General features: G+C 43.9%; 14 protein-coding genes. 12 read left to right on the forward strand and 2 right to left on the reverse strand.

What is annotated here, in order from left to right; translation table 11 throughout:
- Nucleotides 1-38: 38 nt before the first annotated feature.
- Nucleotides 39-461: an OsmC family protein gene (locus HY064_10640; protein ID MBI3511110.1), complete on the reverse strand. Its 423-nt coding sequence runs from the start codon at nt 459-461 to the stop codon at nt 39-41.
- A 150-nt stretch (nt 462-611) separates the two neighbouring features.
- On the opposite strand from HY064_10640, the gene HY064_10645 reads away from it, so the two are divergent.
- The 8 genes from HY064_10645 (at nt 612) to HY064_10680 (ending at nt 10,677) form a co-directional block, all read left to right on the forward strand.
- The gene (locus HY064_10645) at nt 612-1,076 is read left to right on the forward strand and encodes a hypothetical protein (protein MBI3511111.1); all 465 of its coding nucleotides are present in this window, start codon (nt 612-614) and stop codon (nt 1,074-1,076) included.
- Between the two features lie 102 nt (nt 1,077-1,178).
- Nucleotides 1,179-2,189: a homoserine O-acetyltransferase gene (gene metX, locus HY064_10650; protein MBI3511112.1), complete on the forward strand. Its 1,011-nt coding sequence runs from the start codon at nt 1,179-1,181 to the stop codon at nt 2,187-2,189.
- Between the two features lie 135 nt (nt 2,190-2,324).
- Entirely contained in the window at nt 2,325-4,625 is a 2,301-nt protein-coding gene (locus HY064_10655; protein MBI3511113.1) for a transglycosylase domain-containing protein, read from the forward strand.
- A 512-nt stretch (nt 4,626-5,137) separates the two neighbouring features.
- Complete coding sequence (locus tag HY064_10660) at nt 5,138-6,679, forward strand: gliding motility-associated C-terminal domain-containing protein (GenBank protein MBI3511114.1); 1,542 nt, start codon at nt 5,138-5,140, stop codon at nt 6,677-6,679.
- Between the two features lie 140 nt (nt 6,680-6,819).
- Nucleotides 6,820-7,527 carry a CoA transferase subunit A gene (locus HY064_10665; GenBank protein MBI3511115.1) on the forward strand — a complete coding sequence of 236 codons (708 nt, stop codon included), beginning with the start codon at nt 6,820-6,822 and terminating at the stop codon, nt 7,525-7,527.
- A gap of 51 nt (nt 7,528-7,578) precedes the next feature.
- A complete protein-coding gene (locus HY064_10670) occupies nt 7,579-7,914 on the forward strand; it encodes a hypothetical protein (protein MBI3511116.1) in 336 nt (111 codons plus the stop codon).
- A 103-nt stretch (nt 7,915-8,017) separates the two neighbouring features.
- On the forward strand, nt 8,018-8,677 hold the full coding sequence (locus HY064_10675) for a CoA transferase subunit B (GenBank protein ID MBI3511117.1): 660 nt from the start codon (nt 8,018-8,020) through the stop codon (nt 8,675-8,677).
- 113 nt (nt 8,678-8,790) lie between these two features.
- Entirely contained in the window at nt 8,791-10,677 is a 1,887-nt protein-coding gene (locus tag HY064_10680) for a hypothetical protein (protein ID MBI3511118.1), read from the forward strand.
- On the opposite strand, the gene HY064_10685 is transcribed toward HY064_10680, so the two are convergent.
- Complete coding sequence (locus HY064_10685) at nt 10,671-12,266, reverse strand: hypothetical protein (protein ID MBI3511119.1); 1,596 nt, start codon at nt 12,264-12,266, stop codon at nt 10,671-10,673. The two genes, HY064_10680 and HY064_10685, sit on opposite strands and share 7 nt — an antisense overlap.
- Nucleotides 12,267-12,395: 129 nt before the next feature.
- Between HY064_10685 and HY064_10690 the strand changes: the two genes are divergently transcribed.
- From HY064_10690 to HY064_10705, 4 genes are read left to right on the forward strand one after another with little or no spacing between them, the layout of a single operon-like run.
- Nucleotides 12,396-13,124, forward strand: coding sequence for a glycosyltransferase family 2 protein (locus tag HY064_10690; GenBank protein ID MBI3511120.1), 729 nt, complete (start codon nt 12,396-12,398; stop codon nt 13,122-13,124).
- The gene (locus HY064_10695) at nt 13,121-15,451 is read left to right on the forward strand and encodes a hypothetical protein (protein ID MBI3511121.1); all 2,331 of its coding nucleotides are present in this window, start codon (nt 13,121-13,123) and stop codon (nt 15,449-15,451) included. Before HY064_10690 ends, HY064_10695 begins: the two co-directional genes overlap by 4 nt.
- Nucleotides 15,448-16,185, forward strand: a complete 738-nt coding sequence (locus HY064_10700) for a glycosyltransferase (protein MBI3511122.1) — start codon at nt 15,448-15,450, stop codon at nt 16,183-16,185. The genes HY064_10695 and HY064_10700 overlap by 4 nt, the downstream gene beginning before the upstream one ends.
- A gap of 54 nt (nt 16,186-16,239) precedes the next feature.
- Complete coding sequence (locus HY064_10705) at nt 16,240-16,938, forward strand: class I SAM-dependent methyltransferase (protein ID MBI3511123.1); 699 nt, start codon at nt 16,240-16,242, stop codon at nt 16,936-16,938.
- Nucleotides 16,939-16,964 lie beyond the last annotated feature (26 nt).

Raw genomic sequence — 16,964 nt, forward strand, 5'->3', positions numbered from 1 at the left:
GAAGAAACACACCCAATGACAATTGACCAATAACAATATTATTTTCCATTCACTAAAACATCCCAGGTAATTTTCGCCCCGGCAAGCTGGAGCGTTCTTACCACGGAACAATATTTTTCCATTGAGAGTTGTACCGCGCGTTTTGCTTTTGCCGGTTCAATATTTCCGTCGAGTTTGAAAAGCAGGTGAACGGTTTCCCATAATGCGGGCTCTTTGCCTTTTTCACGTTCGCCATCAATTTCAATTTTAAAATCTTTTATTTCCTGTTTTTGTTTTTTGAGAATGAGAATGACATCGATGGCACTGCATCCTCCCGCAGCCATGATCAGCGACTGCATGGGGCTCAAACCATTTCCTTTTCCTCCCGTTTTTACACCGGCATCGAAGACAACTGTTTTTCCTGTCTCACTTTTTGCTTCGAAATTAAAAGCATCGTCGATGCGCTGTAAAGTAACTTTCATGGGTGGTAAAAAAGGAAAGTAAAGATAGGCGAAAAAGCCGGCAGGAATAATGCCGATCAGCAGCGATAACCGGAGGAGAAAGCGGAAAGTGATCCGATGCAAACCGATGCTTTTCCTAACTTCGCAATTCAAAACAAAACCTGACACACTATGAAAAAATTATTCTTCACACTCCCCGCACTTCTTATTCTCCTTATGACTTCCTGCGGGCCAAAAATGCATAACCCGCTCATCGGAAAATGGAAATTCGAAAATATGGCAGCTGCAAAGATCAATGTAACATCGAACGGCGATTCTTCTGCAATGGGACAAGCCGGCGATTCGCTCGCGAAAGGAATGACTACAATGGCCAATGCACTCACCGGCGTGGGCACTGCATTTGCAACCGGTTTTATGAAAGGATCCATTTATGAATTCAAGGACAACGGAATTGTTTCTGTTTCCATTCTCTTTGGAACGGACGACAGCAAATACATACTCACACCCGATAACAAAACACTTACCATGACCAAAGACGGGAAAGATGAAGTGTACACGGTGACCAAAGTGGATGATAAACAACTCGTACTCACGACGAGCGACGGAATGGAAGAAACGTTCTCAAGACAGAATTAAAATTCTAAATTCCAAAAACCAAATTCCAAATCTTGCGTGCAGGTCACTGCGAGCACAGTGAAACAGTCTTAGTGTGGGATTTGGTTTTTATTTTTTCTCAACATGAGTCTTTCTTCTTTTACATACGGAGAATTTACAACGGAAGCAGGAATAAAAATCCCTTCGCTCGAACTTGCTTATTGCACGTATGGAAAATTTATTCCGGGAAAAAGCAAAGTAGTCTGGGTGTGTCATGCACTCACCGCAAGCGCAGAATGTGCCGAATGGTGGCCCGATCTTATTGGAGAAAACAAAGCGATCAACCCGGAAGAATATTTCATCATCTGCGTGAATATTCCGTCCTCCTGTTACGGTTCATCGGGGCCCATGACAGAAAATCCGGACACTGGAAATTTATGGTACGGCGATTTTCCTGTTTTTTCCATTCGCGATATGGTGTGTTCTTTCATTGCACTCCGGAAACATTTAGGAATAGAAAAAATTCATTTACTCATTGGAGGAAGTATGGGCGGATACCAGTGCGCAGAATGGGCGATCATGGAAAATGAAGTGGTGGAACATCTCGCGCTCGTAGCTACGGGAGCGAAAGAAAGTGCGTGGGGCATTGCCATTCACACCGCGCAGCGCATCGCTATAGAAATTGATTCTTCTTTCGGAGAAAAAAATAAAGATGCCGGGGCGAAAGGACTCAAGACCGCGCGCGCTATAGGCATGCTCACGTACCGCAACTACGCGGCGTTCGTACACACGCAAAACGACGATGATCATCGCACAGAAAATTTCAGCGCCGAATCTTACATTCATTACCAGGGAGAAAAATTAGTGAAACGGTTCAATGCCTATTCCTACTGGCTGCTTACTAAAACAATGGATTCGCATAATGTGGGAAGAGACAGGGAAAGTATCAGCGCAGCGTTGAAAAAAATAAAAGCAAAAACAATCTGTATCGGCATCAGCAGCGATTTTCTTTGCCCGCTGCCGGAGCAGAAATTTCTCGCAGAAAATATTCCGGGAGCAAAATTCGCAGAGATCGATTCCCCTTTCGGGCACGATGGATTTTTAGTAGAAGGAGAAAAGATTGGGAAGATCGTAAGGGAATTTATTTCATCGTGAAAGGGTTATGAGTTACGGGTTTTGAGTTTGGACACACATCGAACTCAGAACCACCACGGCACTTATTCATCCGATCTTTACACTTGTCCTTTCTGTTCCCCATCGCATTTGAATTTCACTACTTTTGATTCCGGAATGGAAAAGGAAAAATCAGCAGCGGAAACTCCCGCACCGAAAGACGGAAAACCCAAAAAGGCGAATAAAAAATACCGCTTCATCATCCGTATTTTCTGGATCATCCTGCTCACACCGCTGGTCGGTTTCATCGGTCTTGTCATTGGCATTGCACTCTTTGCCGATCTGCCGGATATTGAACAACTCCAGAATCCGGAAAGTAATCTTGCTACTGTTGTGTATTCTGCCGATGGAAAAGAGCTCGGACGATTTTATGCAGAGAATCGTGTGAATGTAAAATTCAAAGACATCGATGGCGACGTGATCCACGCACTCATCGCAACAGAAGACGAACGTTTTTACGATCACTCCGGAATTGATCTGCGAGGACTCGGCCGTGCGGTTACAAGTTTCGGTCACGGTGGCGGTGCCTCCACCATCACGCAGCAATTGGCGAAAATGCAATTTCACCAGGAAGAAGCGCAACATGCAACGTTCTGGGAACGCGTTTACCAGAAACTGAAAGAGTGGATCATTGCCATAAAACTGGAACGGCTTTATACAAAGGAAGAGATCGTTGCATTGTATCTCAATAAATACGATTTCAATTTCAATGCAGTGGGAATAAAATCGGCGGCGAAAGTTTATTTTTCCAAATCGCAGGATTCATTGAAAGTGGAAGAAGCGGCTTTGCTCATTGGCATGTGCCAGAACCCATCACGATGGAATCCTATTTTATTTCCCGACAATGCAAAGAAGAGAAGAAATGTGGTGCTGGGACAAATGATGAAGAACGGATATCTCACGCAGGCGCAATTCGATTCGCTGAAAAATCTTCCCATTGTTATTCATTACAATCCCGAAAGCCACAACGAAGGGCTTGCTCCTTATTTCCGCGAATACCTGCGCGATAATTTTATGAAGAAATGGTGCAGCGAACACACGAAGCCCAATGGAAAAGCTTATGACCTGTACCGCGACGGATTGAAAATTTATTCTACGATTGATACGCGCATACAGGAATATGCGGAAGCCGCAGTGAGTGAACACATGAAATATTTACAGGGAGAATTTGATAAAGCGCTGAAGCAGAAAAAAAATGCGCCGTTCTCCTGGAAAGTGAAAAAAGATGAGATCGACCAGATCATGCATTCGGCCATGCTGCGGAGCGATCGGTATCACAACCTGAAAAAAGGCGGAATGAGCGATGCTGACATTGACAAAAATTTTCACACGAAAATAAGAATGTCAGTTTTTTCCTGGAACGGAGATATTGACACGACTCTGTCGCCGATGGATTCCATCCGCTATTACAAAGGATTTTTACAAACAGGATTCATGGCAATGGAACCGCAAACGGGTTACATACGAGCGTGGGTGGGAGGAATAAATTTCCGCCATTTCAAATTTGATCACGTGAAAGAATCGAAACGGCAAGTGGGTTCTACTTTCAAACCATTCGTGTACGCACTCGCCATACAGGAAGGATATTCTCCCTGCGATAAAGTTCCCTGCGTGCGCACGTGTATCACCACCGAAGACAACAAAGAATGGTGTCCCGATAATGCGGGAGGAAAAGCAGATGAGAAATACGAAGGGCAAATGATCTCGCTTCGCAAAGCCCTTGCACTTTCCATCAATTATATTTCTGCATATCTCATGAAACAATTCGGCCCGCGCGCAGTAGTTGATTTCGCAAGAAATGTGGGAATCACTTCTCCGCTCGATCCTGTTCCTTCACTTTGCCTGGGTACTGCAGATATTTCTGTTTACGAAATGGTGGGAGCGAATTCTACTTTCGTAAATAAGGGAACGTGGATAGAACCGACGTTTGTAACGCGCATCGAAGACAAGAACGGAAGAGTGCTCGAAGATTTCATTCCGAAAAGCCACGAAGCGATGAGCGAAGAAAAAGCATACATCATGATCAATCTTATGCAGGGCGTTGTTGATTTCGGAACCGGCGCACGATTGCGAAGCAAATACAAACTCATGAATCCCATTGCAGGAAAAACAGGAACCACGCAGGAAAATGCAGACGGATGGTTCATGGGACTTACGCCCGATTTGGTTGCCGGCTGCTGGGTGGGAGGAGAAGACCGCAGTATTCATTTCGATAATATGGAACAAGGACAAGGCGCAGCAATGGCGCTTCCTATATGGGGATTATTTTTTCAGAAAGTTTATGCCGATAAAAGTTTAAAAATTTCCAAAGGAGCATTTCCGCGCCCGTCAAAAAAAATTCTCATGGATCTGAATTGTTCGAAGGATGATGATACTGATATTCATGATCCGAATGTGGATACGTTGTTTGGTGAGTGAAGAGTACGAAATACGAAAATTCTACTAAAAGTTACGAAATACGAATCGGGGACAAAAATGCTAAGTGCGAATTGATGCGAAAAAGATTATATGTGTAGATTGTTTTTTCATTGGAAATATCAGGAAATGATATTGAGGAAAATTGCAGTTGTATTAAAAGACAACTCATGTGGAACACTTATTCTTTAATAACGAGCAGGGGATAAGCGGCTGGAAAAGCAGGTTAGCCGGGAATCAGAAATTTCTTTCCGGGGATTCGGCAGTTTTCATTGATAAATTCCTGTTAAATACCGGCAGAAAACACCCGCTTACCCTTCACTGGATATGTTACCGCAAGATGAGGTGTTATCATTATGATAAGTCGGGGGAATTACCATATTAGGAGACGCTGTACAGGTAAGAAATCGCAAAAACTTAATTGTCGAATCCGGTAACACGTTGTATTTTCATTAAAGAATAACAGGCGAAGAATGAAATATTTTTATTCATGTTTCTTTTTGTCAATGCTGGGAGTGAACTCAATTTCCCAGTCACTGATGAACGTTGGTATGACTGCGGTTACAAATTATCCGCTCGATACTTCAACAGATTATGTGCTTCATGTTTATGATACGAGAAATGTGGTGATCAGCGCTCCGTTTTCCGCAAACTGGTCCATAAATACAATTTTGCCGGCGACGAATGCAATTTCAAGACAATGGAAGGCATCGAGAATGGGTTCCGTTTTCGGTGTAACAATTGATAATCTCGGTAATATATTTGTTGCAAGCAGTTTTGTTTATGGCCCTACTCCAGCCGGAACAGCAGGGCCTGGTGGAATTTACAAAGTGAACGCAGCAGATGGAAGTGTGAGCGATTTCGTACTGACCGATCCGAATCCTTCAAGTTCGAGTGCAACAAAAATTCCGAATACAGGGCCCGGGCTTGGAAATATTACTTACGATAAATGGCATGATCAACTTTTCGTGACCAATTTTGAAGACGGAAAGATTTATCGCGTAAGCATGACCGGCGTTATACTGAGCAGGTTTGATCCTTTCGCACCTGATAATGGATTGGCCGGAGCCCCACCTTATGGTGATCTGCCCTGGGGTGTTGGCGTTTACAGTGACTACAACGGGGAAGCGAGAGTTTATTTTTCAGATTACACAGAAGATGAGTCAGTGACCTCTTCCGCATCTTTTCCCTTCGATAACAATTCGGTGTGGTCGGTGGCACTCGATCAGAACGGAGATTTTTCCGGAACGGAACGATTCGAGATCGCCATGCCGAATTATCTTCTCGAGTCCTATTCAAACCCGGTTTCGAGTTTGAATTTTTCTTCAGCCGGAAAAATGCTTCTCTCCGAAAGAAGCATGGAAAACATAGGATATACAAGCGCTCATCTTAGCAGAGATTTTGAATATACTTTCACGGGTGGCGCCTGGAATTTATCTGAATTTTACAACATCGGCAATTACAGCACTTACCAGGATTATCATTCCAATAGTGCAGGTGGAGCCGATTTTGCTTATCGTGATTCTGATCCATCAGATTCTCTTAATGGTTGCGAAGAATTGATCTGGACAACGGGAGATGCCTTACGATTTCAAGGTTCCAATCCCGATGGCGGTACCGATTATGTTTATGGATTAACCGGAATTCCGGAAGCCGGGAATTCCGGCTCTTCAACCGGCAGCAATTCTGTCTGCACAAGTTCTTACTACATCGATCTTGATAATGATGTCAGCGATATTCCCAAAAGTAGAATTGGCAGTTGCGCGGTTTTCCGGAATTGTATTTTCAATCCCTGTGAAAATTATTCCTGTACATTAATAAATGTGGTTACACCAAATGGCGATGCAACAAATGATAAATTCTCAATAGATTGTATTCAGTCCGACGGATGGAAGCTGGAAGTTTATGACCGCTGGGGATACCGTGTTTTTAAAAGTGATAATTACCATAACGATTGGGATTGTAAGAATCTTGTCGAAGGAGTTTACTATTATATCCTTACCACTCCCTGTGAAAAAGGCAAAACGTTTACGGGATTTTTTCACCTCATCCGGTAATTCCCGTTCCACCTCTTTCGGCTTCCACCCCATTTCCATTTCCATCCGCACTTCGTATATTCGCTCTCCCTGCGAAATAGTACCCATTCGTACATTTCGTAATTCGTAACTTTTAGTAGAATTTTCGTATTTCATACTCCATGAATAAAGTAGTTTCCAACGCCGACGAAGCCATCCGTGATATCAATGACGAGGCAACCATTATGCTCGGCGGTTTCGGCCTTTGCGGCATTCCCGAAAATTGCATTGCTGCGCTCGTGCGCAAGGGTGTGAAAAATCTCACTTGCATTTCCAACAACGCAGGAGTAGATGATTTTGGTATCGGGCTTTTGCTGCAAACGCGCCAGGTGAAAAAAATGATTTCTTCTTACGTGGGAGAGAATGCAGAATTTGAACGGCAATTGCTCAGTGGAGAACTGGAAGTGGATCTTATTCCGCAGGGAACATTGGCAACAAGAAGCATGGCTGCAAAATTCGGAATGCCTGCCGTGTGGGTGCGCGCGGGTGTGGGAACAGAAATTGCCAATGGAAAAGAAACGCGAAAACTTCCTTTCCAGGGAGAAGAACACGATTATTTACTCGAGTATGCTTTCAATGCGCAGTTTTCCATTGTGAAAGCGTGGAAGGGTGATAAATTCGGAAATCTTATTTTCAGAAAAACAGCGCGCAATTTCAATGATCCTATGACCGGTGCTGCAAAAATTACCATTGCGGAAGTGGAAGAACTCGTGGAGCCCGGCGAACTCGAACCGGCGCAGATACATGTTCCCGGAATCTACATTCAGCGTATTTTCAAAGGAGAAAAATATGAAAAAAGAATAGAGCAGAGAACCGTAAGAAAAAAGTAAATTAGCCAATTCAAAACAGAACACCGAACACTTGCAAACCGAAAACACATAATGAAACCATACATCGACTACAAAGGCGACAAGCTTTATCTCCCCCAGGAAGTAGCTGCTGATAAATTCGAAATGAATGTTCTCGAATTAAAAGGCAATCCTATTTTTCTTCTTTGTCCGCGCGTGCGTACACGTTACATGCAGGCGACCGGCGCACTCATGGAGCGCGATGGAAGTGAATTGAAATTTATTCTCGCAGGAGAAAAACTCACGCAGGCCTCTTTCCCCGTTGGCCGGTATGAAACGATCCAGCTTCGTATCGATCACAAAGCTGCGAATGCAACACCGGTGTCCATGCCTTCTTCTCCGAAAAAAGACGAGAAGGGCGATAAATAAAATTCCCAAAACCTCCATCGCACAAGATTGTCACGCTACGCTCGCAATCATCCACGCTCTTGTTTTTGGAATTTGTCTTTTCTTTTTTTGAATTTTTTCAATTATGCTTGATAAAAACGGAATAGCAAAACGCATTGCAAAAGAAGTCCGGGACGGATATTACGTGAACCTCGGAATAGGAATTCCTACGCTCGTTGCTAATTATATTCCGAAGGGAATGACCGTGATGCTGCAATCGGAAAACGGGATGCTGGGTATGGGGCCGTTTCCATTCGAAGGCGATGAAGATCCCGACCTGATCAACGCAGGAAAACAAACCATCACCGAAATTCCCGGCACAGCATATTTTGATTCCGCAACAAGTTTCGGAATGATACGTGCAGGAAAAGTGGACCTCACTATTCTCGGCGCAATGGAAGTGAGTGAGAACGGCGACATTGCCAACTGGAAAATTCCGGGAAAGATGGTGAAGGGAATGGGTGGAGCGATGGATCTTGTTGCTGCTGCAAAAAATATTATTGTTGCCATGCAGCATGTGAATAAAGCGGGAGAATCGAAATTGCTGCCTGCATGTACGCTCCCGCTCACGGGTGTGCGCTGCGTGAAAAAAATTGTTACCGAACTTGCCGTGGTGGAAGTGATTCCCGGAAAGGGATTCAAACTTCTCGAACGCGCGCCGGGAGTTTCCGTTGAAGAGATAAAAAAAGCAACAGCCGGAAAATTGCTGGTCGAAGGAGAAATTCCGGAAATGGTGATTGATTAATGTGCTAATGTGCTGATTGGAAAATGTGTTGATGTTTTGTCATTGAAAGTTTTCGCTGAATAATTTCTTTCGTATAAGATGCCTATTAAAATACGTCATTAGCAAATTAACGGATGCCGGTAACTTTCCCCGACTCTAAAAAATTTTCGTCCGGCACTCCCGTCCTGTATTTATCGGCAGGCGCACTTTTCATTTACCTGGCCATCCGCGCAAAAAATATTTCCATCACGTGGGATGAAGCGCAAACTTTTTTCGAATATGTGAGAACCCCGCGATGGCTGCCGCACGACTTGAATTACATGAGCGCAAACAATCACCTGCTCAACACGTGGCTCATGAAAATTTCCGTTTCACTCTTCGGATCGGGAGAACTGGCTCTGCGATTGCCGAATGTACTCGCCGGCGGAATATTTTTCACCGCGTTGATCGCCACGCTCAAACAATGGTTCGGCAACAATTGGCGGATACTTCCTGTTTTCCTGATCATCGCACTGCAGCCCTGGCTGCTTGATTATTTTTCCATTGCGCGCGGGTACGGACTTTCGGTGGCCATGATGATGTGCGGGATCTTTTACAGTGGCAATTTCTTCTCTTCCGGAAAAATGAGCAGTTGTATTAAAGCACAACTCTTTTTCCTGCTTGCCACGGCGGCCAATCTGGCACTCATTCATGTGCTGGTTGCTTCGGCGTTATTCTTCGTTTGTTTTCTTTATTCGGACAAAACGCGCCGGAGGAGAAATTATCTTGTGCCGGCTTTCATCCCGTTAATAGCGATCGTTTTTTTATTCCCGTACGCGCAAAAATTAAATGCGAATGGCGCTTTTTTTCTTGGCGATGAAGTCCATTCTCCTTTCTTCCTGTTTTCTTCATTGGGCAAAAGCACGGCTTACATTGCTCCGTACAGTGATATGCTCGCATTGCCGCTGGTCATTTTTTTCAGTGCGATACCGTTCCTTGTGGCAATACAGTTATTTCTGCGAATGAAAAACACAAAAGACAGAACAACATTATTCGTTCTTGTTCTGCTTGTTCTTTCTTTTATTCTCCCGGTGATGCAGCATTTCATTCTCGGAAGCAATTATATTTCCGGGCGTGTCACACTTTTTTACCTGCCTTTGCTGTTGTTGCTGTTTTCATCTTTTACAATGAATTCGGGCAAAGCCGGGAAATACATGCTCGGTGCAACGAGTGTTTTTTTCATTATCCATTTTTGTTTTTGCGTCAATACAAAACATTATTACGACTGTTCCGAACAGGAAAATGTAAAAGACGCGATGAAAATTCTCCGCGATCAGAAAATAAAAGTTGATCCTCCTTTTTTTGCTGATATGATCTCGACCGATTTACCGTATGATCTTCCTGTGAATTATTACCGGATGCGTTACAGCATGAATGAATTCGGCCATACTGTGAGAAGCGAATTTCTGAGAAACTGCGGATATTATTATTTGCCGATGGAAGACACGGCGCTTTACGCAATGGCCGACATCCTGAAATATTTTCCGGAAACAAAAACCGCTTTATTCCGGTTGATGGATCCTCCGCCACAGAAACTGAAAACGATTGCAGAATCCTGGGACGATTTTGAAAATGAAGATCCGTACAGCGAATTGATGACCGCCGGATTTTTCATTGGTAAAAAAGGAACTTTTGCCGGCGGAAAAAATATGTACAGCATTGCTGTGGTCACCAATGTTCCGGATTCAGTGAAAGAAATTCCTGTTGCCGCCACACTCAGCTGCAGAATAAGAATAGAAAAAAGGAACACCTCAGCGCTTATTGTATTCACCGCCATAACTGCCAATGGCGATAGCTGGGAAGGAATGCACGTTTCTGAACTCAATCTGAATCCCGGCGAATGGTCCATCACGGGATGGACGCGTACGCTGCCGAAAGGAACTAAACAGGTGAAAGTTTTTCTGTGGAACGGTGATGAAGCGAAAGTTTATATGGACAACGTAACCGTGAGGATCCTTGCGAAGGATAAAAAAGATCAGTAAGAAAAATTCTGCCGGAATAATTTAGACTCGTAAAGCCTGAATGGGGGAACTTCTTCCCTGAGAACATAATGAACCTTTAGAGAGTCATTCATCTGCCGGAAACAATCAGACGTATCACTTTTATCATTGCACACGATCAGGTAGTCGATCTCCTTGTCCGGTTTTCCAGGCTGTTCGGGCCAATAACAACGTGCACACGGAATATCGGAAGAGGAGAGCCCGCCGATCTTATAGTTGTAAATAAAATTCTTACTCCACAGCAGGGGAAAAAAATCGTGAACAGTTTCATAGTTGGAGAGCATCAGCGATTTTTTTTCTGCGAAAGCAAGTTCGCCTATATGTAAACGCAGCCAGTTTTCCGTTACAGGAATGTAGGCGCCCGTGCAATTAGAAGGAATTTCCCCGGCCAGCTTCATTACTTTTTTTGCATCCTGCGCAAGTCCTGCGATCTGCGGTTGCCGGTAATGCATCATGATCATCGCTGATGCAAAGGAAAAGAATGCGAGTGTCCGGATTATTTTTTCCGGCAGCTTTCCTGAAGCAAGAAAAAGAAGAAAGAAAAACCATGAAAGCTCAATGAGGCGGATTGTCATTGCGCCGCTTCCTCCGAAATCATCCGGGGAAATGAAGATCAAAGCAAGCACCACTATCCAGCAGATTCCCCAGAACAGAAAACGTTCTTTTTCCGCCATTGCATAATTGCTTTTGTTTCTGAAAAAAAAGATCAGCGACAAAAGCAGACTGAAAAAAAGAACACAGGAGATCGTGATCGCAACCGGTTGCTGATACATTGAAATAACAGAGAGATGATGCAGCGTGGCAAGTTTTTTCACTGATATCCATGCACTGGCCCAAACGGTTGTCCCTGTATTTTCTGTCCGGTGTGTGTAATAAATAAAAAAAAGGATCATCGCCGGAATAAGCGCAGAAAACAATATCCCCGTATTTACAAAAAATGTGCGATAATTTTTATGAAACAGCCGGAATAATATCCGCATGCCCGCTACAAAAACAAAAAGCAGGAACGGAATGAGGTGTGTGAAAAAAAGAAGCGTGCACAAAAACACGAGCAAGAATACACGCCGGATCCCGAACGATCTTTTTTCGGCATACAACCATGCGGCCATAGTTGTAAGACTGAGAATTATTCCCATGTAAAAATTATAAAAACCGAGATAAAACAGGCCGGAGTAAACAAAAGGAAAGATGAGCCAGCTGTAATACGGTTGCCCCGGGTTGATCTGCCGAACCAGGAAACGAAAAGCGAAACACATTCCGCATACGTTGATGACATGAATGATCTTGTCCGAAATTTCTATTGAAAAAAAATAAGAGAGGGCCCCGAGAAGGACATGACTTAGCGAATTCGGTACGGGCGAAGGATTGAGAATGAATACACTTTTAAGAAACGGGGTAGGATGAAGAAAAAGTTCCCGCGTAATTATGGAATTATAAATATGCGCTGAACTATCTTCAGTAACAAGCCAACCGTTCGCAAAAACTTCGTTCAGCATGAACAAAGTTGCGACCACAAATAAAACCGGTTCGTAGCGGGAAAAAAAGGCCACGATCTTTTTCCAGAATGACATCGCCGGTAAAGGTAAAATATAACAGGTGCCAACGCCTGATGCATTGTCTCATTGTTCGAGACGAACCCCGGAAAAAAAAATTCATTCTCAATAACGCACCGAAAGCGTATCTTCGGAACTCTTTTACCAATGAAAAAACTCTCCATCATCATTCCTGCTTACAACGAAGCAGCCACCATTCATCTCATCCTCGACAAAGTGATCGCAGTGGATCTGAACGGCGGCATGCAGAAGGAGATCATTATCGTCAATGACTTTTCAAAAGATGAAACACAAGCGGTGATCGAAAAATATATTTCATCACATTCATCATACGACATCCGTCTTTTCAATCAACCGTTCAACCAGGGGAAAGGCGCTGCGCTTCATAAAGGAATTGAACTCGCCACCGGCGATTACCTCATCATCCAGGATGCCGATCTCGAGTATGATCCCGAAGAATATAATATTCTGCTCAAACCTATTCTCTCCGGTTTTGCAGATGTGGTCTTCGGTTCGCGTTTCATGGGAGGAAAACCACATCGCGTTTTATTTTTCTGGCACACGCTGGGAAATAAATTTCTTACTTTTCTTTCCAACATGTTCACCAATCTCAATCTCACGGACATGGAAACGTGTTACAAATTATTCGATACGAAGATTACCAAATCGCTCCTGCTTAAAGAAAAACGTTTTGGCTTCGAGCCGGAAGTGACTGCAAAAATTTCCCGCGTGAAAGGCGTGCGTATTTACGAAGTGGGCATTTCTTATTACGGGCGCACGTACGAAGAAGGGAAAAAGATCGGGTGGAAAGATGGTTTCCGCGCGATCTGGTGCATTCTCCTTTACAATATTTTTGACCGAAAAAACCAGCGTTGAAATTCATTCACACACTGAAGCGCATCGCGAGCGAGAAAGGTTTTCTGCTCACGCTGGGAATTTCCCTGCTGCTGCTGTTTTTCTTTTACGGAAAATTATTACGGCACCCGGCGAGCACTTATTTCAGCGCGGGCGGCGACGGGTTGCAGATCTATTATGAAACAATTTATCATGTCAAATATGATCATGCGTACTGGAGCCAGTCGAGTATAAATTATCCTTATGGCGAAAGTATTTTTTTCACGGGCGCAATGCCGTTCGTGAATAATGTTGCAAAAATTTTCGGAACCGGTGCAGCGCCATTGGGAGTTGCGCTGATCAATTTACTCATGCTCTTCTCCCCGGTGCTGGGCGCACTTTTCCTGTATGCAATTTTCCGTCACCTGCGATTGCCCTGGTATTACGGCGCACTTTCGGCAACAGCCATTGCATTTCTTTCCCCGCAGGTGATGCGCATGGCAGGACATTATTCACTCACCTGGATTTTTTTAATTCCCGCATTCATTTACATGTTGCTTCGTTTTTACGACCAGGCAGGTGCAATGAAAAGTGTTTTCATCGGGTTCATTGTTTTTCTCGGCGCGTCAACGCATCTTTATTTTCTTGCTTTTTTCGCCACCATTGGTGGCGCGTACTGGCTGGTACTTTTTCTTTCGCGCGATCGCGGATTCGGCAGAATAAAATTTGCAGCCAAACATCTCGCCATACAATTTATTGCACCGGTTCTCCTGCTGCAATCACTCATCATGATGTCGGATCATGTGCACGACCGCACGCACGCGCCCTGGGGCTATCTTGTTTTTCATTCGCGTCTCGACGGAGTTTTTTATCCCTATGGAAAACCGTATGAACCCATTTTTCATTCGATCTTCAAAAATGTAAATCCACCAGACGACCAGTTGACTTTTGAAGGCATGTCTTACGTGGGGCTTGTTGCAATGGGAGGACTGTTGCTTCTTTTTTCCGTTCAGCTTTATCGTCTTTTCAGGAAACGTTTCCGGTTGGTGTTGCAGGTGACGGATAATAAAGCGCTGAATATTTTTTTCTGGGTGTCGCTCGTGCTGCTTTATTTTTCATTCGGGAAACCATTTATCGGCGGCCATGAGAATTGGCTCACTTATCTCGGTCCGGTGCGGCAGTTCCGTGCGATAGGAAGATTTACGTGGGCATTTTTTTATATCGCGAATATCATTGCCGTGTACAGGATCTTCCGCGTATTGCAGCACAAAAAAATTCTGCGCATACTAGTACTCGTTCTTGTTCCTTCTCTTCTTTTTTATGATGCGTATTATCTCAATGCAGGAAAAGAAAAAGAGTATGATAATCACATTGCAGAACTCGAGGATGAATCGGATAAACTTCCTGCTGATCAATGGATGAAAGGATTCAACGCTGCGCAGTTCCAGGCCATACTTCCGTTACCGTATTTTCACCAGGGTTCTGAAAATATTGCGCGTGTGCCTGCTGATGCGGATATTGTTCGTCAATCGTATATCGTTTCACTCAAAACCGGGTTGCCGCTCATGGGTGTGAATTCTGCGAGAGTTTCGCTTAGCCAGACTGTCAATCTTATTTCACTCGTAATGGATCCGAATAAACCGTTTGATGTAATGAAAGATATTCATGACAAGCGTCCGCTGTTGTTGCTGGTGAAAAAAGAAATGCTGGATGAAAATGAAAAACGAATTCTTGCGCTGGCAAAACAGATTGCCACTTCAGCACAGTATGAGATCTATTCGCTCGCACTTAATGACCTTGCAAATATTCCTGAAACCTATCATGACTGGCTGGGCGGAGAAGTGGATGCCATGAAAAAATATTCGCAGGGCAAATTCTTTTCTTCCGACTCCACACCATTTTTCATTTACAGGAATTATGATAATGGAAATGGAAGAGCGTTCCGCGGAAAAGCATCGCATAAATTTGTGACCACAGAATTTGAACGCGTCATCGACACGGTGATCCCTGTTCCAGGAACTTACCTGTGCTCTTTCTGGATGGATCACATTCGCGACGATATTTATCCCCGCGTTACGATGGAAACTTTTGTGTATGATACTTCGAAAAAAGTGCAACCTTTTTATTCGATAAGCGACGCGCTGCGAAATGTGCAGGCGATAGACGGCAACTGGGGACTCATTGAATTTCCGATAACCGTTCCTGCTGCGGGAATGCATCTTCAGTTTACAGTATGGAATAAAGATCTGAAACCAGGAACAGAATTATGCATCGATGAATTGTTGTTGAGGCCGGGAGGAACTAATTTATTTTTCCGCGACGGGAATGATATTTTCTGGAACAATTGTTATTATCACGGCGCAAAATGAAACTGAGCATCATTCTTCCTTCCTATAAAAGCGCTGTTCTTCTCCGTGAACAGCTTCCGGCTTTTAAAAAATGGCTGAGTGAAAAATTTCCTTCCAATGAGATCATCGTGGTCGATGATGGCTCGGGCGATGGCGGTGAAACGGAAAAGGTTGTGTTGCAGAACAACTGTACTTTCATCGGACTGAAGAAAAATACAGGCAAAGGAGGGGCAGTGCGCGCAGGAATGAAAATCGCGACCGGCGATGTCCGGATTTTTACGGATGCCGATGTTCCCTTTGAATTTGAAACGATAGAACGGTTTGTACAGTACCTCACCGAAAAAGAATTTCACATCGTGATCGGCGACCGTCGTTTGCCCGAGTCGAAATATTTTTCTGAAATAAAAGGAATGCGGAAACTCGGCAGCCGCATTTTTACTTTCATCGTCGGGCGATTCATCACCACGGGAATGTTCGATACGCAATGCGGCATAAAAGGATTCCGTGCAAAAACAGCCGATGACCTTTTTTTAGTTTCGCGACTGAACAGTTTCACCTTCGATGTGGAATTACTTTACATAGCGTTGAAAAGAAATTACGATATAAAAAAATTACCCGTGCATTTCCGCAGCAGTGACGATCATTCGAGTGTGAGCTTAATGCGTCACGCGCCCGGGATGCTCGTTGATCTTTTCCGGATAAAATGGAATCATGTGAGGGGGAAATACGACAAAGCAAAGAAGAGCGATAAATGAAGAAGGGAAAAACTTTACTTTCGATAATTCTATGATTAACTCATTATTAATTCTGTGAATCGCAACATCACCAACGTCATACGCTATTTCATGGACGAATGGATTCCGCCGGTGATCCGTGATTCGCGTTGGTTCATGTACCCGTTTTTTTATTTTGCCTATCGTGGAAGAAATATTCGTGAAGTGATGAATTTCAAAAGCAGGGTGCATTCCTTCACGCCGGAAGATTACGATCGTTTCTACAATAACCTCAATACGATCTCCCGCAACCGCGTTACCGATCTCAACCGGCAAAGTGTAGCATTCATTTTAAAAAATATTGATCCGTCGGCGCAAACGCTCATTGATGTGGGAAGCGGAAATGGTTTTTTACTGAAACAGATTCGCGCAAAATATCCGCAACTGCAACTGACAGGATTCGACATCAAAGACACGGATAAGAACGGGGATGTTTACCAATACGTGAAAGGCAATATAGAGAAAATGCCCTTCGCCGATAAATCATTCGACGTGGTCACTTGCTGCCACACGGTTGAACACCTCATCGAACTGGAACAATGCATGAAAGAATTGGTACGCATTGCACGCAAGCAGGTTTTCATTGTTACTCCGAAGCAGCGTTATTATTATTACACGCTCGACGAACATGTAAATTTTTTTCCGTTCAAAGAAAAATTAACGTCAGCCATTCCATTGAAGAATTATTCCTGTGAGAATGTAAAAGGAGACTGGGTGTATCTTGGCGCCGTTTAATGTTCAAAGTCCGGAGTTCAATGTTC

The sequence above is a fragment of the Bacteroidota bacterium genome (assembly GCA_016194975.1).
In the GTDB taxonomy this organism is placed as follows: Bacteria; Bacteroidota; Bacteroidia; order Palsa-965; family Palsa-965.